The organism is Microbulbifer maximicatervae (SeqCode) (assembly GCF_052467955.1).
Genome location: NZ_CP174329.1, coordinates 1,203,865 through 1,225,604, shown reverse-complemented (window position 1 = coordinate 1,225,604; position 21,740 = coordinate 1,203,865). Strand labels below are relative to the sequence as shown.

At 53.9% G+C, this 21,740-nt stretch carries 16 protein-coding genes and 1 pseudogene; 7 read left to right on the top strand and 10 right to left on the bottom strand.

Annotation, left to right across the window (positions count from 1 at the left end; all coding sequences use genetic code 11):
• Positions 1 to 265 precede the first annotated feature (265 nt).
• From ACJJI5_RS05205 to ACJJI5_RS05185, 5 genes are all read left to right on the top strand, one after another.
• Complete coding sequence (locus ACJJI5_RS05205; protein WP_445355720.1) at positions 266 to 1,150, top strand: hypothetical protein; 885 nt, start codon at positions 266 to 268, stop codon at positions 1,148 to 1,150.
• Between the two features lie 306 nt (positions 1,151 to 1,456).
• The gene (locus ACJJI5_RS05200) at positions 1,457 to 2,347 is read left to right on the top strand and encodes a hypothetical protein (protein WP_445355719.1); all 891 of its coding nucleotides are present in this window, start codon (positions 1,457 to 1,459) and stop codon (positions 2,345 to 2,347) included.
• 295 nt (positions 2,348 to 2,642) lie between these two features.
• The gene (locus tag ACJJI5_RS05195) at positions 2,643 to 3,524 is read left to right on the top strand and encodes a hypothetical protein (RefSeq protein ID WP_445355718.1); all 882 of its coding nucleotides are present in this window, start codon (positions 2,643 to 2,645) and stop codon (positions 3,522 to 3,524) included.
• Positions 3,525 to 3,972: 448 nt separating this feature from the next.
• Positions 3,973 to 4,848: a hypothetical protein gene (locus tag ACJJI5_RS05190; protein WP_445355717.1), complete on the top strand. Its 876-nt coding sequence runs from the start codon at positions 3,973 to 3,975 to the stop codon at positions 4,846 to 4,848.
• A gap of 541 nt (positions 4,849 to 5,389) precedes the next feature.
• Positions 5,390 to 6,265 carry a hypothetical protein gene (locus tag ACJJI5_RS05185; RefSeq protein ID WP_445355716.1) on the top strand — a complete coding sequence of 292 codons (876 nt, stop codon included), beginning with the start codon at positions 5,390 to 5,392 and terminating at the stop codon, positions 6,263 to 6,265.
• Between the two features lie 57 nt (positions 6,266 to 6,322).
• Here the strand turns inward: ACJJI5_RS05185 and greA are convergent, their stop codons facing one another.
• The 7 genes and pseudogenes from greA to dapB form a co-directional block, all read right to left on the bottom strand.
• Entirely contained in the window at positions 6,323 to 6,799 is a 477-nt protein-coding gene (gene greA / locus ACJJI5_RS05180) for a transcription elongation factor GreA (RefSeq protein WP_413663270.1), read from the bottom strand.
• 87 nt (positions 6,800 to 6,886) lie between these two features.
• The gene (gene carB, locus ACJJI5_RS05175; RefSeq protein ID WP_444925862.1) at positions 6,887 to 10,114 is read right to left on the bottom strand and encodes a carbamoyl-phosphate synthase large subunit; all 3,228 of its coding nucleotides are present in this window, start codon (positions 10,112 to 10,114) and stop codon (positions 6,887 to 6,889) included.
• Between the two features lie 112 nt (positions 10,115 to 10,226).
• A complete protein-coding gene (gene carA / locus ACJJI5_RS05170; protein ID WP_282931318.1) occupies positions 10,227 to 11,375 on the bottom strand; it encodes a glutamine-hydrolyzing carbamoyl-phosphate synthase small subunit in 1,149 nt (382 codons plus the stop codon).
• 330 nt (positions 11,376 to 11,705) lie between these two features.
• The gene (locus tag ACJJI5_RS05165) at positions 11,706 to 12,281 is read right to left on the bottom strand and encodes a YfiR family protein (RefSeq protein ID WP_445355715.1); all 576 of its coding nucleotides are present in this window, start codon (positions 12,279 to 12,281) and stop codon (positions 11,706 to 11,708) included.
• A gap of 168 nt (positions 12,282 to 12,449) precedes the next feature.
• On the bottom strand, positions 12,450 to 13,358 hold the full coding sequence (gene rimK / locus ACJJI5_RS05160) for a 30S ribosomal protein S6--L-glutamate ligase (protein WP_413665891.1): 909 nt from the start codon (positions 13,356 to 13,358) through the stop codon (positions 12,450 to 12,452).
• Between the two features lie 129 nt (positions 13,359 to 13,487).
• Positions 13,488 to 13,772 (bottom strand): annotated as a pseudogene (locus ACJJI5_RS05155) (ATP-dependent zinc protease family protein); the annotation flags it as partial.
• Positions 13,773 to 13,996: 224 nt separating this feature from the next.
• On the bottom strand, positions 13,997 to 14,812 hold the full coding sequence (gene dapB, locus ACJJI5_RS05150) for a 4-hydroxy-tetrahydrodipicolinate reductase (RefSeq protein WP_444891981.1): 816 nt from the start codon (positions 14,810 to 14,812) through the stop codon (positions 13,997 to 13,999).
• A 232-nt stretch (positions 14,813 to 15,044) separates the two neighbouring features.
• Here dapB and ACJJI5_RS05145 point away from each other — a divergent pair, with 232 nt between their 5' ends.
• Positions 15,045 to 15,494, top strand: coding sequence for a hypothetical protein (locus ACJJI5_RS05145; RefSeq protein ID WP_282931315.1), 450 nt, complete (start codon positions 15,045 to 15,047; stop codon positions 15,492 to 15,494).
• Between the two features lie 125 nt (positions 15,495 to 15,619).
• On the opposite strand, the gene dnaJ is transcribed toward ACJJI5_RS05145, so the two are convergent.
• The 3 genes from dnaJ to grpE all read right to left on the bottom strand — a co-directional run bounded on the left by dnaJ (position 15,620) and on the right by grpE (position 19,663).
• Positions 15,620 to 16,744, bottom strand: coding sequence for a molecular chaperone DnaJ (gene dnaJ / locus ACJJI5_RS05140; RefSeq protein WP_282931314.1), 1,125 nt, complete (start codon positions 16,742 to 16,744; stop codon positions 15,620 to 15,622).
• Positions 16,745 to 16,972: 228 nt separating this feature from the next.
• Positions 16,973 to 18,919: a molecular chaperone DnaK gene (dnaK, locus tag ACJJI5_RS05135; RefSeq protein WP_282931313.1), complete on the bottom strand. Its 1,947-nt coding sequence runs from the start codon at positions 18,917 to 18,919 to the stop codon at positions 16,973 to 16,975.
• A 123-nt stretch (positions 18,920 to 19,042) separates the two neighbouring features.
• The gene (grpE, locus tag ACJJI5_RS05130) at positions 19,043 to 19,663 is read right to left on the bottom strand and encodes a nucleotide exchange factor GrpE (protein WP_282931312.1); all 621 of its coding nucleotides are present in this window, start codon (positions 19,661 to 19,663) and stop codon (positions 19,043 to 19,045) included.
• Between the two features lie 228 nt (positions 19,664 to 19,891).
• On the opposite strand from grpE, the gene recN reads away from it, so the two are divergent.
• On the top strand, positions 19,892 to 21,559 hold the full coding sequence (gene recN, locus ACJJI5_RS05125; protein WP_444915566.1) for a DNA repair protein RecN: 1,668 nt from the start codon (positions 19,892 to 19,894) through the stop codon (positions 21,557 to 21,559).
• Positions 21,560 to 21,740: the final 181 nt, after the last annotated feature.

The following is a 21,740-nucleotide window of genomic DNA, read 5'->3' as shown; positions in this document are numbered from 1 at the left end:
AAATATTCCTATTTTTTAGGCACTAACTTCCCATAGCAATATTTGAGGCTTACGATAAAACTCATACCAGCATCAGGGTATTGTCAGGTACTCCAGAGATAATACCTATTAGGGATAGCAATAAAACAAGGTGTGCCAAACTCCTTGCGCAATAAATGCCATACCCTATCTATGGAGTCTTTTGTCCTTCCTAGGCTTGATGCTTCACCGCAACTGAAATCATGGGGATAAGAAAAATCCACCTTACCTTCAATCGGAGATATCGATGCGAATCCATACACCAATTTCCGTGGGCATCAGTCTATGCCTTGTCGGGTCAATTACTTATGCGGATGGAAATACAACTACCGTGGAACAAACGGGTAACAATCACCAGGTGACTGCAAACCAAGTAGACCCAACAACAACTAACAACCTTATTGAGGTTATTCAGGCAGATGAAGCACAGGTTAGCAAAAGCCGGCAAGACACTTCAACCAACTTGAGTATCATCAGGCATGAACAGGTAACGCTGGGGAATGAAGCTGACTCGACTCAAACTAATTTTTCAGATGATGCAGAGGTAAATATCTATCAGGAGGGCGCTGGAAATTTCGCCTCTACTTTACAGGACAGTACATCTTCTAGCTTTGTTGACATTTCTCAGTTCAATTCTGCAAATGACATCATTTTCTCCCAAACAGATAGTAGTTTCGATACAGTCAACCTCTATCAGTCTGGCTTTGATAACCAGATGTTAGTGACTCAAACTACCACTACGTTTAACAGCCTAAATGTGTCTCAAACGGGTGATCAAAATAGCGCAGATGCCGAACAAACAGGGTTTGATAATCTGTTGACCTCCTCGCAAACGGGCAACCTGAATACTCATTTTTCTATACAAACGGGTGACATCCTGGTAGCAACAAGTACCCAGATAGGAGATGGTAACATTAGTACCCAGACCCAGACGGGAGATATTTTGTTGGTTTCTACGCTACAAGATGGTACTGGCAATATGTCCATCGTGGATCAAGCTGGAGCAATGCAAACTGCAAGCAGTACCCAGATAGGAACAACTAACCTTCATACTATTACCCAAAGCGTCGACAATCAAACGGCTATTGGCATTCAGAATGGTATGTTAAACCAAGGATTTATCATGCAGTAGCGGCATATTCGTTCCGGCTGAAAGTTATTATATTTTCAATATACATAGAGGAAAGAATGCATTTTTTAATGCCAGCTTTAATTTATGAGTCACTTACAAAGCTACCCAAAGAATGGCATTCTTTCCTTACCTGATAAAAATACTGCATCAATATTTTCTTACGTAGCAGTGGTTTCAAAATTCTTCGTCTACAGTTTTCCATGTAAACGATTTCTCACATTTTGACGTTACTCACTTCACAGGTAACACAGGCAAAAGTTTTAACGACCGGATTTACCACTAGACGGTAATACACAGGAGTTAGCCGTGCAGAAGATTACCGTAATTCCACTGGTACTGGCGATATCTGCCACCAGCTTGGGTTATGCTGCAGAAAATACTACATTAATCACCCAAAGTGGCTCCAGTAACTCAGCTGTAGCGGATCAAACTGACCCAAGCGCTATCGATAATCACCTGGAGATCAGTCAGGACGGCTCTGCTCATATTGCAGAGGCCGTACAGCAAAACGAAATAGAAAGCTCAATTATCCAAATACAAGAAGGCAGTCTCAACGACGCCTATAGCCTGCAAATGGATGGGATCGCAAATAGCGTAGAAATATTCCAGTCGGGCTCTAATAATCGTGCCAATAGCTATCAATTAGCCACACAGCATGGGCAATCGACAATACGCCAGGTGGGGTCCGGTAACGAAGCAGAGATCCAACAACACCTCGGTAGCGATAACGTCTCTATTATTGAGCAAATGGGCGAACTCCACGGTGCATTAATTGGACAATATGCAAGCTTTAATTCCGATGCGATGATTTTCCAGCAAGGTTCAAGTCATGAAGCCATAATCAGCCAGGAAGGCACCGGGCACTACGCCAGTATCCAACAGATCGGCGCCGCCAACAACGCAGATGTCGCCCAGTCCGATATGTACAACGAACTGGACCTCTATCAGGATGGCGAGGGCAACATGGCCACTATCGTGCAAGTATCCTGGTATAACAGTGCTTTTGTCACTCAAGATGGTTTCTTGAATTCCGCCAACATTATGCAATCCGGTAACGGCGGACTAGGCGGTGGCCATATGGTGATCGTCAATCAGTCTGGCAGTATGAATGATGCAACTGTGATTCAAAATGGTTTCTCCCAATCCGCCAATATTACCCAAACCGGTACCGGTAATACGGCAGTAGTTTTACAGTAACTGGGTTACTACCAGTCGGAGTAAGGTCAACTTATTCCGACTGGATTCCTGAAGTAAAAGCACTCATTTCTTGATACTTATTTCTCATTAAATTGAGACTAAAGCCCTATAGAAACTTACTATACCGCCATCAACAATGAAAATAGCGGTAGTTGGGTCAATTCGTTTTTAGCACTCTTAAAAATTACTGTCTGGAATTTAATTTCCTATAGTAATTTCCCTATGCTTGCTTGCCGATACCGCACTTCAAAGCCGTAATTTTCATGCTCCTTGTTATGTAGTCGTGGAGGTATTCGTGAAAAAAATTATTTACTCGCCGGTAGTCACATTTATCGCATTTCTTTCCGTCAATTCCGCCTTTGGGAATGACCAAACCGTAGAGCAGATACAGGTTGGTATTGGCAACAATGCCGTTGCCAACCAGAGGTTTCCGCTTAATGAGGGCAACTTAATCCTGCAAGAGCAAATTGGCTTTTTTAATGACGCCACCGGCATTCAATCCATAGAAATCAACAGCACAATTTCCCAATTTCAAACTGGCCGCAATCATTTTTCCAGAGTCTCCCAATCTACAGGGAGTGACAATGCGGGACAGAGCGTACAGATTGGCTCTAATAGCAGATCACTCACCCGGCAAGTTAACCAAATAAACGGTTTCTCCCTGCATACTCAGGATGGACAGGGACAGGTTGCCACCACGGTACAAATTTCCGGGGCCAATAACAGCGTCAATATTGAGCAGACAGATAGAGCCAATGTCGCCGCCGTGGCACAAGTATTCAGTTTTACCGGTAATGCCTCAATTTCACAGGCGGGTTTGCTTAATTTAGGTGTCAGTGAGCAAACCGGCATCGCTCATGAATCTTCAATTACCCAGACAGGCGCACTTAACTTTTCCGAAATGGAGCAGCTGGGCACAGGGAATTCATCGTCAGCGTCACAGGAAGGGTTGTTAAATTCAGCAAATTCTTTGCAAGCTGGTGTTGGCAATACCAATCAATCAAACCAAATTGGGCTGGAAAATAACGTTTCATTTTCTCAACTAGGTCTGAATCAAATGGCCAGTAGCACCCAGATTGGCTTATTTAACCAAGTCCAAACCAGCCAGATAAGAGCGGGAGCATCCAGCAACACCCTACAGATCGGCATTTCCAACAGTAGCCATATTTCACAGTAAATAGGCTCGCAACAAAATTGCCAATCGAAAAATCCGACTTAAATCCCCTCGTTGTTCATAGCAACAGGTAAAGGCTATAGAGAGAGAAAAGTTAAATTCGGTACTGTGCAATAGCACTTTCTTCTCAAGGATTTACAACTTTTCTCCTATAGCCCCACCCCCAATTCCCAGCAAGAATATTGGGGACGGAACGAAATTTTGGACCCCTAAGCAGTATCAGGGAAGCCATCAAAATGTATCAGTCCTACTCTCCCGCTTACCTGTTTGACTGGCGGCAATGCCTGTACGGCAACGCTGCTCCCCCTCTTTACAGTGATACCTATCCCTCCGGCTAGGTGCACCTGCTGTAAAACCCTCGGCGCAGGATGACGTGCCACCCCCTTTCAGCCATTTAGGCTGGGATTTCACCATGTGATGCTCATTGAAGTTTGTAGTAATGGAGACACTCATGAAGACTTTGACCCCTATCGCTGTAGCCCTAACCCTGGCCATCAGTGGAACCGCTTATGCGGGCGGCAACACTGCCACTCAGGACCAGAATGGCGGCCACAACAATGCCACTATCGATCAGACCGGGCCGCTGACCTGGGATAACAACGCTATGCAGGAACAGCACGGCCATAGCAATGATGCAGAGATCACTCATAGCATCGAGCTCGGTAGCTATGGCTACCAGTACCAGGAAGGTGATCATCATTCAGCACACTTGCTGCAGAGCGGTGGTGCCGGCAACGAGTCGTTCAGCTACCAGTCCGGCACCACCAACGTATCTGAGACCTACCAGATTGGGCAGCTGGGCAGCTACTCCGCCCATCAGCAATCTGGCGATAACCATTACGCTCTCACCTATCAATTTGCAGGTGCTGGCAACATGGTGATGATTAGCCAGATGGACAGCCACAACACGGCAACCGCCACCCAGGTTCTGAGCGTTGGTTCTGAAACCGTTATCCGTCAGAGAGGAGAACTGCACAACGCAGATACCTTCCAGAGCGGCTTTGGCCACGATGCCGGCATGCGCCAGTCCGGTGAATCCAATGATGGTGATATTCGTCAGGTAGGTGGTGATCACTACGCCCGTATGCGTCAGCGTGGCCACAACCAGGAAGCGGATATTTCCCAGGCTGGATATGACCACAGTGCGAGTGCCCGCCAGAGAGGCCACCACAATGATGTGTACCTGGGACAGATCGGTTCTGGACACAGCGCAACAGCACGCCAATCAGGACACAACAACAATAGCCTGGTGGGGCAGTTCGGCCTCTACGAAACTGCTACAGTAATGCAGCACGGCCACGCCAACCAAAGCCTCGTGTTCCAGTAACCCTGGTTGTAATTAATAAATGCAACCAATAGCTCAGCGCTAGTCAATTAAGCACTTCTGCTTTCTGATTAAGCGAGAAAAATCCGGAACTCCTAGCAAGGATTCCGGATTTTTTATGCCTTTCTGCCCAACAGGATTACTCCTCTATTCCAGGATTAGAGAGTTAAAAGCAATACTAAGAAAAGGGAAGTTCAAGATCAAAAAATAGAACTTTCTTCTCAGGAATTTACAACTTCTTTCCTATAGCGACTCACTCCGATTTCAGCAAAACTGATGAAGGCGGAACAAAATTTTGGACTCCTAAGCAGTATCAGGGAAGCCACCAAAATGCATCATCCCTACTCTCTTCCTCTGCTCTTGCACTGGCGACAATGCCTTTGTAGCAGCACTGTCCTACCTATTTACAGAGATACCTTTTCCTCCGGTGAGGTATACCTGCTGTAAAACCTCTGGCACTGGATGACTTGCCAGATTTTTCAGCCTTTTTGGCTGCTATTCCACCATGTAATGCACATTGAAGTTTGCAGTAATGGAGACATTCATGAAAACCTTGACACCAATCGCCATAGCCTTAACTTTGGCTATAAGCGGAACCGCTTATGCCGACTTTAACACCGCCACCCAAGATCAGGATGGAGGCCACAACCTCGGAACTATCACCCAGATAGGTCCAAACACCTCACACAACTCCGCCATGCAGGAGCAGAATGGGGACCACAACAGCGCAGATATAGTTCATTCAGGTGAACAAAGTAGCTATGCGAGCCAGTACCAGGAAGGTGATCACCACACAGCCGAAATACTGCAAACTGGTGGACTTGAGAACGAGGCATTTAGCATGCAGTCGGGAACCTACAATATTTCAGAGACTATTCAGGTCTCGCAGACTGGCAGCTATTCCATGCATCAGCAGTTCGGCAGCAGTCACTTTGCCCTGACCTTTCAGCTGGAAGGGGCAGGTAATATGGCTGAGATTACCCAGCACGACAGCCACAACACCGCAACTGTCACTCAGGTTTTAAGCTTTGGTTCCCAGTCGGCATTAAGGCAGCGGGGTGAGCTAAACAATGGAGACACATTCCAAACCGGTGCCAGCCACGATGCCGGTATGCGCCAATCTGGAGAATCTAACGACGGTGATATCCGCCAGATTGGTGAAGGCCACTATGCCCGTATGCGCCAGCGGGGCCACAATCACGAGGCAGATATCTCTCAGGCTGGATTCGGCAATAACGCAAGATCCAGACAAAGAGGCCACCACAATGATGTGTACCTGGGGCAGATTGGTGAAGGGCATGTGGCTATGGCACGCCAATCCGGACACAATAACAACAGTCTTGTAAGTCAGTTCGGCCAATATGAAACTGCTACAGTAATGCAGTCTGGCCATGCTAACCAGAGCTACATTTCCCAGTAGAGCTGGCAACAACAAAAAAGGGCGGCCCATGGCCGCCCCTTTTTTATCACCTGGAATTTACAGGTGCTCAACCGCATCGATTTCGTACTCCACCGCACCGGAAGGTGTTTGGACTACCACCACATCACCCACTTCCTTTCCAATCAGCGCGCGGGCAATCGGAGAGTTCACCGAGATCTTGTGCTTTTTAACATCGGCCTCGTCGTCACCCACAATTTTGTATGTAACTTCCTTATCGTCATCCAGGTGAATAATCGTTACCGTAGTACCGAAAATTACCTTGTCACTGGGCTCGATGCTTTTCACATCAATGACCAGAGAGTGAGAAAGCTTGCTTTCGATTTCCTGGATACGGCCTTCGATAAAGCCCTGCTTTTCCCGCGCCGCGTGGTATTCGGCATTTTCCTTCAAATCACCGTGTTCGCGCGCTTCAGCAATCGCCTGTACAACGGTAGGGCGTTCAACTTTTTTCAGATTGTCCAGCTCTGAGCGCAGCGCTTCTGCGCCTTCAACGGTCATTGGTACCCGGTTCAATGTGGGACCTCCATTATTGTTACGACGAAACCGGGCCCAGTGAGATCACGGGGCCCGGTTGGATTTCACAAGTTGGTTTTAAAGCTATTAAGACAGCTTTACGACACGCTGGTGAAGGTCTTGCAGGCGGCGAACCTGTAGCGGCTGCTCCTGACGCATGGCCATCGCCATAGCCTGGGCCGCTGCCAGGGTGGTGGTGTAACACACCTGGTGGTTCTCGGCACTGCGACGGATATCCGCAGAGTCGCGAATCGCCTGGCGCCCTTCGGTAGTGTTCACTACCAGTGCAATCTCGTCGTTCTTAATCATATCGACGATATGCGGGCGACCTTCACTCATCTTGTTGACGGTTGTAACGGGAATATTGTTTTCTTGCAAGACCTTGGCGGTGCCGCGGCTGGCAATTACTTCGAAGCCAAGCTCCACCAGATCGCGGGCCACGCCCACTGCGTCGGCCTTGTCGAAGTCACGCACAGAGATAAATGCGCGTCCGGACTCCGGCAGGCGGTCGCCAGCGGCAACCAGGCCCTTGTCGAAGGCTTCTGCGAAGGTAGCGCCTACGCCCATTACTTCGCCGGTGGATTTCATCTCGGGGCCGAGAATCGGGTCCACTTTCGGGAACTTGTTGAACGGGAATACAGACTCTTTAACGGAGTAGTAGTCCGGTACGATCTCTTCGGTAAAGCCCTGCTCCTGCAAGCTGATACCCGCCTGACAGCGCGCAGCCACTTTCGCCAGTGAAGTGCCGATGCACTTGGAGACGAAAGGTACAGTACGGGAAGCGCGCGGGTTCACCTCGATCACGTAGATCTCGCCGTCCTGGTAGGCCAGCTGGGTATTCATCAAGCCAACTACGCCCAGCTCGCGAGCCATGGCTTTCACTTCTTCGCGCATACGGTCCTGCACATCCGCCGGCAGGCTGTAAGGTGGCAGGGAGCAGGCGGAGTCACCGGAGTGAACACCACACTGTTCGATATGCTGCATGATGGCGCCGATCACAACGTCCTGGCCATCGGATACCGCATCGATATCCACCTCAATGGCGGCGTTGAGGAAGTGATCCAGCAGTACCGGTGCTTCGTCAGAAACCTGTACCGCTTCTTTCATGTAGGTGAGTAGCTCGTCCTCTTTGTAGACGATCTCCATGGCGCGGCCGCCCAGTACGTATGACGGGCGCACAACCAGCGGGTAGCCCACGTCTTTCGCCGCCTGGATGGCTTCGGAGACAGAGCGCACGATGGCGTTCTTTGGCTGCTTGAGGCCGAGACGCATAATCATCTGCTGGAAGCGCTCGCGGTCTTCGGCGCGGTCGATCTGCTCTGGAGTAGTACCGATAATCGGCACACCTTCGTTGGCCAGGTAGCGCGCCAGGTTCAGCGGAGTCTGGCCGCCGAACTGTACGATCACGCCTTCCGGCTTCTCTTTGGCAACAATTTCCAGCACGTCTTCCAGGGTTACCGGCTCGAAGTAGAGGCGGTCGGAAGTGTCGTAGTCGGTGGAAACAGTCTCCGGGTTACAGTTGACCATGATGGTCTCGTAACCGTCTTCGCGCATCGCCAGAGCGGCGTGTACACAGCAGTAGTCGAACTCGATGCCCTGGCCAATACGGTTGGGGCCACCGCCGAGTACCATGATTTTCTTTTTGTCAGACGGCTGCGCTTCGCACTCTTCATCGTAGGTGGAGTACATGTAAGCAGTAGAGGTGCTGAACTCAGCAGCACAGGTGTCCACGCGCTTGTAAGACGGGAATACACCCAGCTTGTGGCGGAACTCGCGCACAGTCTTCTGGCTCACCCCCAGCAGGTCCGCCAGGCGGCGATCGGAGAAGCCTTTGCGCTTGAGGAAGCGCATTTGCTCAGTGGTCAGCGCCGAGGTTGGCAGTGACTTGAGCGGCTCTTCAATTTTGATCAGCTCTTCGATCTGTACCAGGAACCAGGGATCGATACCGGACAGGTCGTAAACTTCGCCGACGCTCATGCCCATACGGAAGGCGTCGCCCACGTACCAGATGCGCTCGGCACCCGGAACGGAGAGTTCGCTGCGCAGACGGGTCTCAGCGCCGTCTTTGCTCGGGTCAATCTTGCTTTCCAGGCCGAAGCTGCCCACTTCCAGACCGCGCAGGGCTTTCTGCATGGACTCCTGGAAGGTACGGCCAATTGCCATCACTTCACCCACAGACTTCATCTGGGTGGTCAGGCGCGCATCGGCTTCACCGAATTTCTCAAAGGTGAAGCGCGGGATCTTGGTAACAACGTAATCGATAGACGGCTCGAAGGACGCCGGGGTAGCACCGCCAGTGATATCGTTCTGCAACTCGTCCAGGGTGTAACCCACCGCCAGCTTGGCCGCGACCTTGGCGATCGGGAAGCCGGTGGCCTTGGAGGCCAGTGCGGAGGAGCGGGATACGCGGGGGTTCATCTCGATCACAACTACGCGGCCAGTCTTCGGGCAAACGCCGAACTGTACGTTGGAGCCGCCAGTCTCAACGCCGATCTCGCGTAGTACCGCGATAGAAGCATTGCGCATCAGCTGGTATTCCTTGTCGGTCAGCGTCTGCGCCGGGGCAACGGTGATGGAGTCACCGGTGTGTACGCCCATCGGGTCGAAGTTCTCGATGGAACATACGATGATGCAGTTGTCGTTCTTATCGCGAACCACTTCCATCTCGTACTCTTTCCAGCCGAGCAGGGATTCGTCGATCAGCAATTCGTTGGTGGGGGAGAGGTCGAGACCGCGCTTACAGATCTCTTCAAACTCCGGCCAGTTGTAGGCCACACCGCCACCGGAACCACCCATGGTGAAGGACGGACGGATAATCACCGGGAAGCCGAACTCTTCCGGCACTTTCTTCGCCTCTTCCATGGAGTGGACGATCTTGGCGCGCGGAGTTTCCAGGCCGATGGCCTTCATCGCCTTGTCGAACAGGTCGCGGTCTTCCGCTTTCTCGATAGCGTCTTTGTCCGCACCGATCAGCTCGACATTGAACTCCTTCAGGACACCGTGCTTATCCAGGTCCAGGGCACAGTTCAGTGCTGTCTGGCCGCCCATGGTGGGCAGGATAGCGTCGGGGCGCTCCTGCTCAATAATCTTGGCAACGGTGCGCCACTCCACCGGCTCGATGTAAGTGGCATCGGCCATGGCCGGGTCGGTCATGATGGTGGCCGGGTTGGAGTTCACCAGGATCACCCGGTAACCCTCTTCGCGCAGCGCCTTACAGGCCTGGGCGCCGGAGTAGTCAAATTCGCACGCCTGGCCGATCACGATGGGGCCTGCGCCGATAATCAGAATGCTTTGGATATCTGTGCGTTTTGGCATCTTTCTTCCGTTCTACTACCGGCAAAGGCCGGCTGCGCTAAATTTCATTCGTTTCTTGTTAAAACCGCCGCAAAAGCGGCGGTTAATTGCCCTACCCTGGGCGGCTACGCCCTTAGGCGCGCTCTTTCATCAAATCGATAAAGTGGTCGAACAACGGCGCCACATCGTGTGGGCCCGGGCTCGCTTCCGGGTGTCCCTGGAAGCTGAAGGCCGGCTTGTCCTTCAGGTGAATACCCTGCAAGGTACCGTCGAACAGGGACTTGTGGGTAACTTCCACATTGTCCGGCAGGCTGTCGGCGTCCACTTCGAAACCGTGGTTCTGCGCGGTGATCATCACCTTGGTGCTGTTCAGGTCTTGTACCGGGTGGTTACCACCGTGGTGACCGAACTTCATCTTGGCAGTTTTACCGCCCACCGCCAGGCCCAACAACTGGTGGCCCAGGCAGATGCCGTAGGTAGGGATGCCCGCGTCCAGGATTTCGCGGATAGCGGTGATCGCGTACTCACAGGGCTCGGGGTCGCCGGGGCCATTGGACAGAAATACACCGTTGGGATTCATCGCCAGTACTTCGGAAGCCGGGGTCTCCGCCGGTACTACGGTGATGTCACAGCCGCGATCCACCAGCATACGCAAGATATTGCGCTTCACACCGAAGTCGTAAGCCACTACTTTGAAGGGCTGTTCCGGCGCGGCTTTGTGGCCTTCGCCCAGTTCCCAGGTACCTTCGCTAAAGGGGTAGGCTTCCTTGGTGCTCACTACCTTGGCCAGGTCCATCCCTTTCAGACCGGCAAATTCCTTGGCCTTGGCCAGGGCTTCTTCGCGGTCAATATTGTCACCGGCAACGATGCAACCGCTCTGCGCACCTTTGTCGCGCAGCAGACGGGTCAGGCGACGAGTGTCGATATCGGCGATACCAACGATATTGCGCTCGCGCAGGTAGTCCTCTAGGGACTGCTCGTTGCGGAAGCTGCTGGCCAGCAGCGGCAGGTCGCGGATTACCAGGCCGGCGGCCCAGATATCAGCGCACTCTTCGTCTTCCTGGTTGGTGCCAGTGTTGCCGATGTGCGGGTAGGTCAGAGTCACAATCTGGCGGGCGTAGGAGGGATCGGTGAGGATCTCCTGGTAGCCGGTCATGGATGTGTTGAACACGACCTCGCCAACAGAACTGCCATGGGCACCGATTGCGCGTCCTTCAAAGACACTACCATCTGCGAGCACCAGCAGCGCGGGAGTTGTACTCTGCATAAAGTTGTGGGGCATGAAAGCCTCCGACGTAGGGACAGCTTTAGTCAAATTGAACTCCAATCTTCAGAACTGCTTCCGGGCGGGGTTTGCGGGCTTCGGAGCACGCGGGCTCCTGACTGGTGCGCGCATAAAAAAGCGAGATGAAACATCGCAGCTTCATCTCGCTTTAAAAATCTGTTCACGCGTGATTCTCACAAAGTGGCCGACGGTTGCCGCCAGCTTTTTAGTAGGCTCACGCTGCGCGATTCAGCTTCGCGGCACCGGCCCAAATCGGGCGCAGATTCTACGCGAATTCACCTCTGGACGCTAGTGCAAAAATACGCCAGGCTACTTTCCCTGAAAATCTCACTCCGGCTTGCGTCCCAACCGGAAAAGACTGCTGCCCATTTTCAGCTCCGCCTTCTCCAGCATGGTCTTATTCATACGCAGGGCCACCTCCCGGCCGCTGTCGGCAAACTCGATCATACCGCCAGTGGCGGCAAAGCGCTCGGCATCGCTCACCGTCAGAACCGGGAAAAACTCCAGTGCCACCAGCGCCTTGAGCAGTGTGGGACGATCCAGGGTACTCAGCACCACAATCTGGCACTTGCGCGCCCGCAGCATCTCCTTGACCTCGATCTTCTCAAGCTCCACATTCCGCCCATCAATACGCTGATTCTTGAACCGGGCCGCCAATGGCTCACCGAGAGAATCCCCACCCATCAGGCACACCTTGAACGGGGCACTGCTGTTGGCAAAGGCATTGACCGGCCACTGCAGGTGGTAGGCGAAGTGCACTATGTAATCCACCATTACCCGCCGCCCCAAAGGCGTATCGGAGAGCTGCACCGCAGCCTGGGCACCCACACCGGTGAAAAGTACGGTCAGGAAAAGTATCAGGGCGGGAATAGTGCGAAGTGAACCTGGGCTGGATATCGTCATAGAAGCTCAAACCCTGCGGTTTGCACCTCCCGAAAGGAAGCTGCGGTGGGCTGTTACCCGCAGCGGCCAAAGCTCGCTGCGGCTCTATTTGCGCGCCAGCGAAAAGCCCGGCCACCTATTCAGGTTAGCCCAACGCAAAGGCCCCCGCCGGGACCAGAGTTACAGCGCCTAAAGATCCTCCCCCGGCAAAATCGGGCGCCACTTCAACGCCTTTTCGATAGATATGATCATGGCCCCCGCCACATCCTTGCGCGTAGCGCTCTCGATGCCTTCAAGTCCCGGGGAGGAATTGACCTCCAATAACAGCGGCCCCTTGCGGGAGCGAATAATATCCACACCCGCCACCTTGAGCCCCAACACCTTGGCGGCCTTGACCGCCAGGCGCTTCTCCTCTGCGGTGACCTTAACTACTGAAGCCGTACCGCCCTGGTGAATATTGGCACGAAATTCCCCCGGTGCCGCCTCGCGCTGGATCGAGGCCACCACGCGACCATCGATAACAAACAGGCGAAGGTCCTTACCCTCCGCCTCGCGAATAAACTCTTGTACCAGAAGATTGGCCTTAAGGGACTTAAACGCATTAATCACCGATTCCCCAGCCTTGCGGGTTTCCGCCAGAACGACACCGCGCCCCTGGGTTCCCTCCAGCAACTTCACCACCAGTGGCGCACCGCCCACCATTTCGATCAGCTCGTTGGTATCCACCGGGGAATTGGCAAACCCGGAGGTTGGGATATTTAATCCACTTTGTTGCAGCAACTGCAGGGAAAATAATTTATCCCGCGACTGGCTGATAGCGGCGGAGCCGTTCAGGGCAAAAATATCCAGGCTCTCAAAGTGCCGCGTCAGCGCACAACCGTAAAAAGTCTGGCTGGGGCGAATACGGGGAATCACCGCATCCAGGCTATTGAGTATTCGGCCATCCCGGTAATGCACTTCCGGCTCATCAGGGTCGAGCTTCATATAGCACTGGCGGATATCGAGAAAACTCATGCGGTGTCCGCGCTCGGCTCCCGCTTCCATAATGCGCCGGTTGCTATAGAGATCCGGGTTCGATGCCAGCAGCCCGATGCGCAGGCCGGTACCGGCAATATGGTGCTCATCCCGATAATATTCATCCAACTGGCTTTTCGGAATATCGCCAATACAGAAGCTCTCAGCCGGATCTACCAGCATTCGCCCAATCATGGCTTCGCGCCCCAGCAACATGCGATAGCCCATGCTGTCCCGATTGGTCAGGGTCAGTTCGATATCCCAGACACTGCCACCAATAGAAATAGAAGTACGAATTACCGGGCGTTTTTCGCTTTCACCGGAGGAGCTGCGCACCAGCCTTTTATCCAAAAGCCGCGCCTCACAACGCACTGATGGGCGGCGCTGGTGCTGCAGTGGATGCGCCTCAAAACTCACCCAGGGTTCGCCATCGCGCTTGAAGGTATGGATGTTGTAAGCGTGCAAACAGGAAGTTTTAGCCCCGGAGTCCACACGCACCTTAATCGCCGGGACGCCGAGTGCGGGAAGCCCGCACCACTCTTCGCTGCCGACAATCAGCTTTCTTTCCAATCGAGATTCCTCAAAGGAAGATTACAGGGTGACCGGTCGAACGAATGTTGCCGGCCTTTTAGTTTTACCCGCAAAAATGGCGGGCAAATGAAAATCGAAAATTTCTTTCACAGCGCCCCTGCAGGCGCTGAATTTATTTACTCTAAGTAAGATTAGTTAAGGCCGAGTACATCGCGCATATCGTAGTGCCCCGGCGCCCGCGCACTCCCTTCCTCTCCCATCATCCACAGTGCCGCGCGCACGGCACCGCGAGCAAAAGAGAGCCTGCTGCTGGCGCGGTGGCTAATTTCAACCCGCTCACCTTCTGCCAGGAACATCACTGAGTGTTCACCTACCACATCACCACCGCGTACTGTGGCAAAACCGATAGTGTCCCTATCGCGGGCACCGGTTTGACCCTCGCGGCCGTAAACTGCCACTTTATCCAGGTCGCGCCCCAGAGTTTCCGCGATCACTTCCCCCATACTCAGTGCCGTGCCGGAAGGTGCATCCACTTTGTGGCGATGATGGGCTTCGACAATCTCGATATCGGCCTCTTCCGCCATTACCCGCGCAGCAGTTTCCAACAATTTAAAGCACAGGTTTACCCCGGTGGAAAAATTACTGGCGAGGCATAGCGGCACCTGATCCGCATAAGCCAATACTTTATTTTTTTGCTCGCTATCAAAGCCCGTGGTGCCGATTACAATGGGGAGATTTTTCTCCGCGCAATAGGCAGTATTTTCCACAGTCGCTTTAGGGGCAGTGAAATCAATAAGTACGTCAAAGTCTGCCTTATCGAGGCTGTCCACAATAGCGAGGCCGCTGCGGCCCAGACCGGCAACTTCACCGGCATCGGCGCCGACCAAGCTGGAGCCAGGCCGCACTATAGCCGCTGACAGTTCGGCTTTATCAGACAGGGACAAAGCCTCCGCCAACGCTCGCCCCATTCGACCACCAAATCCCGTCACCGCCACTTTTACCGCCATCACAGCACTCCAGTCCAAATCTATAAGGTTCTGGATTCTACAACGCACCCGGTAGAGCGCATAGATATCAGTAAGCCAGTATTAGCGTGCCTAAAAATCTCTAGTCACTCTGCAAAAGTAAAATAAAAAGAAATATCCACATATTTTTAAATTACCAAGAGGATACTTGCGCAAAACGCGATATCAGCGGCCGCTGCTACGCTTTACTGTGAGGGGTAAATGGAGCGCCAATATGCGACTGATGATCCTGTCCAACCATCTACCGCACATCATGGTGGTAGTGATCTCTCTAAGCCTGGCTTTTGGCAGCACGCCGGCATCTGCCCAGCAGCAAAATGCCAATCCAGACTTTTGGGAGAAGTATGATGATATTACCGATTGGGTGACGCTGCGTTTGCAGCTCACCCCGGGACAGGAAAAAACCGTATTACCCATTATGCAAAAGAGCTTCGCAGAGAAAAAAGCGGTGCTGGAAAAATACGGATTACTCAGTGGTGAAAAGGTCGCTCTAACCCCCAAGCAACGCGGCGAAATTGGCGCTCAATTCGCAGCTATCAGCCTGGAAACACACAAAGAATTGGAAGGTATTTTAAACAAGGAACAACTGCGCAAAGCGCAAAAAATCCAACAGGAATTCCTGAGTGAATTCGCAGCCCGCTTGAGAACCAAAACTTCCCAATAGAAGGCATTCTATTGGGGGGATAAAACTCACCCGGAAACAAAAAAGGCCCGAAAGCTAATGCTCTCGAGCCTTTTTAAATAGGCAACCCGCAAAAAAATTTAAGGTTTTGCCGGTGCCAACAGCGATTAAAGCTTCATATCACCAAAGAAGTTTTTCACCCCTTCAAACCAACCGGTCTGGCGCGGTGAATTTTTCTTTTCGCTGAGGGTATTAGAGAACTCTTGCAGCAAGTCTTTTTGCTTGCCGGACAAATTCACTGGAGTTTCTACAACAACGCGACACAGCAAGTCGCCGGTTGCACCACCGCGAACCGGGGAAACACCCTTGCCGCGCAGGCGGAACAGCTTGCCGGTCTGGCTTTCCGCAGGAATCTTCAGCTTCACTTTACCGTCGAGAGTCGGCACTTCCAGCTCACCACCGAGTGCAGCGGAAACGAAACTAATCGGCACTTCGCAGTAGAGGTTCTTGCCATCACGCTGGAACAGATCGTGCTCTTTTACCACTACCTGTACATAGAGGTCACCAGCGGGGCCGCCATCGGGCCCGGCTTCACCTTCACCAGACAGGCGAATGCGATCGCCGGTATCCACACCGGGCGGTACCTTAACGGACAGGGTTTTGGTTTCCTCTACGCGACCGCGACCGTGACAGCTGCCACAGGGATCGGAGATAGTGGTACCGCGACCGCGACAGTTGGGGCAGGTTTGCTGAACAGAGAAGAAACCCTGCTGCATACGCACCTGGCCAGCACCACCACAGGTGCCACAGGTTTGCGGAGAGGAACCGGGCTTGGCCCCGGAACCGCTACAGGTACCACAGGCTGCCAGAGTCGGAACGCGAATCTTGACCGTGGTGCCGCGCACCGCGTCTTCCAGGTCCAATTCCAGGTCATAGCGCAGATCGGAACCGCGAGCAGGGCCGCCGCGACGGCCACCGCCGCCACCACCGAAGATATCGCCGAACACATCGCCAAAAATATCGGAGAAGCCACCGAATCCACCAGCGCCGCCACCGCCCATCTGGCCTTCCACACCGGCGTGGCCAAACTGGTCATAAGCTGCGCGCTTCTCGGAATCCGACAAAACCTCGTAGGCCTCATTGGCCTCCTTGAATTTGTTCTCAGATTCCTTGTCATCGGGGTTACGGTCCGGGTGAAACTTCATTGCCACCCGGCGGTAGGCTTTTTTCAGCTCTGCATCCGAAGCGCCGCGCTCGACGCCGAGGACTTCGTAATAATCGCGTTTCGACATAAAACTATGTTCTCTGGTCCGGCATCAAGAACGGCCAAACTCTCTTTCTACTTCTCGGTTTCTAACTAAGCTCCGCGAACGGAGCACCACCAAAACTGCGAAAACTCGGCAAATATTGGCAGATACCTGAAACAACACAGGGCGCGGGCCTCTGAAAGTAAGGCGCCGCGCCCCTGAAGTTCTCCAGCGGCCACTTTAAAAGCTGCCACCGGAATTGCAAGCGAACGCTTACTTACCTTCTTTTTTGTCGTCCTTAACTTCTTCGAACTCTGCGTCTACCGCGTCGTCGCCAGCGGAGGACTGCTGCTCGCCCTGGGCGCCAGCGCCAGCGGCACCTTCAGCACCAGCGGCTTGAGCCTGCTCGGCGTACATCTTCTGGGCAACCGGACCGGAAGCTTCAGTCAGCTTGGTAGTCGCAGCTTCCATTGCAGCTTTGTCGTTGCCTTTAACCGCTTCTTCCGCTTCGGTAACAGCCGCTTCAATAGCTGCCTTCTCTTCAGCGGTGGCTTTGTCCCCAGCTTCTTCCAGAGTCTTCTTGGTCGCAGAAATCAGGCCGTCGAGCGTGTTGCGAGTCTGCACCAGCTCTTCGAACTGCTTGTCCGCTTCGGCATTGGCCTCAGCGTCCTGAACCATCTTATCGATCTCGTCCTCGGACAGACCGGAGGAAGCCTGGATCACGATGGACTGCTCTTTACCAGTGGCCTTGTCCTTCGCGTGTACGTGCAGGATACCGTTGGCATCGATGTCGAAGGTTACTTCGATCTGCGGCATGCCGCGCGGTGCCGGTGGGATATCGGCCAGGTCGAAACGACCCAGGGATTTGTTCTGTGCAGCCTGCTTGCGCTCACCCTGAACCACGTGAATGGTTACCGCAGTCTGGTTGTCATCCGCAGTGGAGAAAACCTGGGACTTCTTGGTGGGGATAGTGGTGTTTTTGTCAATCAGCGGAGTCGCAACGCCACCCATGGTTTCGATACCCAGGGTCAGCGGAGTTACGTCCAGCAGCAGTACGTCTTTAACGTCACCGGACAGTACGGCGCCCTGGATAGCAGCACCCATGGCAACGGCTTCGTCGGGGTTAACGTCTTTGCGCGGCTCTTTGCCGAAGAACTCGGTTACTTTCTGCTGAACCATTGGCATACGGGTCTGACCGCCTACCAGGATCACTTCGTCTACACCGGAAGCGGACAGGTCGGCGTCTTGCAGAGCGATTTTTACCGGCTCCAGGGAACGGGTAACCAGCTCTTCTACCAGGCTTTCCAGCTTGGCGCGGGTCAGTTTAACCACTAAGTGCTTGGGACCTGTAGCGTCTGCAGTGATGTACGGCAGGTTGACTTCGGTCTGCTGGCTGGAGGACAGCTCGATCTTGGCTTTTTCTGCAGCTTCTTTCAGGCGCTGCATTGCCAGGGGGTCACCTTTCAGGTCGATGCCCTGGTCTTTCTTGAACTCGTCTGCGAGGTATTCGATCAGGCGCAGGTCGAAGTCTTCACCACCGAGGAAAGTGTCACCGTTGGTGGACAGTACTTCGAACTGCTTCTCGCCATCGACGTCGGCAATTTCGATGATGGAGATATCGAAGGTACCACCACCCAGGTCGTATACCGCTACAGTGCGGTCACCGCCCTGCTTGTCCAGGCCGTATGCCAGTGCAGCGGCAGTCGGCTCGTTGATAATACGCTTAACGTCCAGGCCCGCGATGCGGCCGGCGTCTTTGGTGGCCTGACGCTGGGAGTCGTTGAAGTAAGCCGGTACGGTAATTACTGCAGCTTCAACTTTCTCGCCGAGGAAGTCTTCCGCAGTCTTTTTCATTTTCTTCAGGACTTCGGCAGAGATCTGCGGCGGAGCTTTTTTATCGCCTTTCACTTCTACCCATGCATCGCCGTTGTCAGCTTCAGTGATGGTGTAAGGAACCATCTTGATATCTTTCTGGACAACGTCGTCTTTGAATTTACGGCCGATCAAACGCTTAACCGCAAACAGAGTATTTTGGGGATTGGTCACCGCCTGACGCTTGGCAGACTGACCTACCAGAATTTCGTTGTCGTCAGTGAAGGCAACAATAGAAGGTGTAGTGCGATCGCCTTCGGCGTTTTCGATTACACGCGCTTTGTCACCATCCAGTACCGCTACACAGCTGTTAGTGGTACCCAGGTCGATGCCGATAATTTTTCCCATCTGTAAAATCCTCTTTTGATGCGCGCTGCCAGCTATGCTCTGTTTACACCGCGCGAATAATTCTTGATGTCAGCTATATTGGTGCCGGCCGCTAAATTTCAAGGCCGCTTTACACTTCTGCCGTTACGGCGCTTTGCTGACCACCACCATGGCCGGGCGAACCAGGCGGCCATTGAGGCGATAACCTTTCTGAAACACATCCAGAACCGTGTTCGGCTCCACCTCGCCGTTGGGCACCTGGGTCATAGCCTGGTGCAGCTCTGGGTCGAAGGGCTCACCGGCCGGATCGACAACTTCCACAGCATTTTTCGTCAGGGTTTCAACGAAAGATTTGTGGGTCAGCTCGATACCTTCTACCAAGGCCTTGTTGGCTTCGTCGGCCGTATCGATCGTCGCCAGTGCACGCTCGAGGTTGTCCACTACAGGCAGCAAGTCCTGTAGCAACTTCTCTACCGCAAATTTGCGCGCGCGCTCGATATCCTGTTGCGCGCGACGGCGGGCGTTCTGCTCTTCCGCCTGGGCACGCAGGGCCATATCCTTGTGCGCTGCCAGCTGCTCCTGCAACTTGATAATTTCCTCGTGCAGGGCATCGGCACCTTCGGCCTCTTCCCGCAGGGCTTCCTCGGCAAGTTCGCTTTCTATAGAGGAAGGGTCTTCAATCTCTGCTGAAACGCCCTCGTCTGTAGCTGGTGCGTGCTCCGCCCCCTCTTTAATCTGATCTTCTTCGCTGCGCTCTCTGGCCACTGCTTTCTCCGTCGCGTCGACTCTGTCAGTAATGTGAGTTGAGCCCGTCTCTCGGGCACTGGAGCCTATATGGGGACATCCCCGCACAGTTCAAGTGGTTTTTCGCGCTAGCGCACATCCTCAGAGTAATGTGGCCCCGCCCCTATAGCTAACCGGGAACGAATACTGTATAAATAACCACTAATTGGGCCGGGCGCCCGCCGATTAGCAAGGACACAAGCGATCTCTATGCTGCTGCATCTGTCTATCAGCCAATTCACCCTGGTGGACCAACTGGAGTTGGAGTTTGGTCCCGGTACCAGCACCCTGACCGGCGAGACCGGCGCGGGTAAGTCAATCACCTTGGATGCCCTCGGCCTGGCGCTGGGCGGTCGCGGCAGCGCGGAGCTTGTGCGCACCGGCGCCAATCGCGCCGATATCAGCGCCACATTTGATATCGTCGAGCACCCCAGCGCCGCCAGTTGGCTCGAATCCCAGGAACTGGACGCCGGGCAGGAAGTCATTCTGCGCCGCACTATTGGCGCCGATGGCCGCTCCCGCGCCTATATCAACGGCCAACCGGTCACTCTGTTGCAGCTACGCGCCCTGGGCGAGCAGCTAATCGATATCCACAGCCAGCACGAACACCAATCCCTGCTGAAGAAAGAAACGCACCTGCGCCTGCTGGATGAATACGCCCAGGCCCAGGAACTCGCCGCAGAGACCCGCAGCCGCTTCAAAACCTGGCGGGATCACTATCGCCGCTATCGCACCCTGGCCGACAGCGCCGAGGAAGCCGAAGCCCGCCGCCACTTGCTGGAATACCAGCTTAAGGAACTGGATCAGCTGGGCTTGAGCGAAGGGGAAATAGAGTCCCTCGAGAGCGAACAGCAACAGCTGGCCAATGCGGGGGAAATCCTCAGTGGCAGCTACCAGTTGGCCGCTTTCTTGTCCGGCGGTGAGGGCGATATCGCCGAACAGCTGCACCGCGCCCTGCAACTGCTGTCCTCCATGCCCGGGCAGGCTCCGGCCTTAGTGGAAGTGGCACAGATGCTCGACAGCGCCCGCATCCAGGTGGATGAGGCCGCAGCCACACTCTCCCGACATATCGATCGCTTCGAGATGGACCCGGAACGGCTCTCCGAAGTTGAAGACAGGCTCAGCGCCATCTACCAGGCGGCGCGCAAACACCGAGTCCAACCACAGGAGCTGCCGGCACTACAGCAACAGTTACAGGCAGAGCTGGACGATATCGGCAGCCCAGATGCCCTGGAGCGCCTTGCCGCAGATTGTGAACAACTGGAAAAGCAGTACAGAAAAGTTGCCGGCAAACTCAGCAAGCTGCGCAGCAAAGCGGCAGCTTCACTGGCGGAGGCCGTGAACGGCCAGCTGGCCGACCTAGCCATGCCTCACGCTCGAGTAGAGCTATCACTGCAGGAGCTGGATACACCCAACAGCCAGGGGCTGGAAGAAGCGGAAATACTAATTTCCACCAACCCGGGCCAACCGCCTCGCCCCCTGGGCAAGATTGCCTCCGGCGGTGAACTCTCCAGGGTCAGCCTCGCAATCCAGGTGGTAACTGCGCAAACCTCCCGCACCCCAACCCTCGTATTCGACGAGGTGGATGTGGGTATCGGCGGTGCCACCGGTGATGTGGTGGGCCGCCTGCTGCGCCAGCTGGGGGAAACCCGCAATGGCCGTAGCGGCCAGGTGATCTGTGTGACCCACTTGGCCCAGGTAGCGGCGCGAGCCCACCGCCAATACCTGGTGGAGAAGCACAGCGATGGCGAAAGTGTTTTTGTGGCACTGCGCGAACTCACCAACGGCGAGCGCCGCGAAGAAGTGGCGCGCATGCTCGGCGGCGCCCCTACCGCCCAATCCCTGGCTCATGCCGAGGAAATGCTGGAGAGAATTTAACTCCCCAAACCCCTCTCTCAGGCTGGCTATGGAGTCAGCCCCACCTCCTTCATACGATTTCGGCGCCAAATGTCACCAAAGGGCAAAAATGATGCATTTTGGTAAGCAATCTTATACCGTAGATCAATAAATGACCGCCACACAATCCGGTATACCACCCCTTTCGTCGGATATATATGCC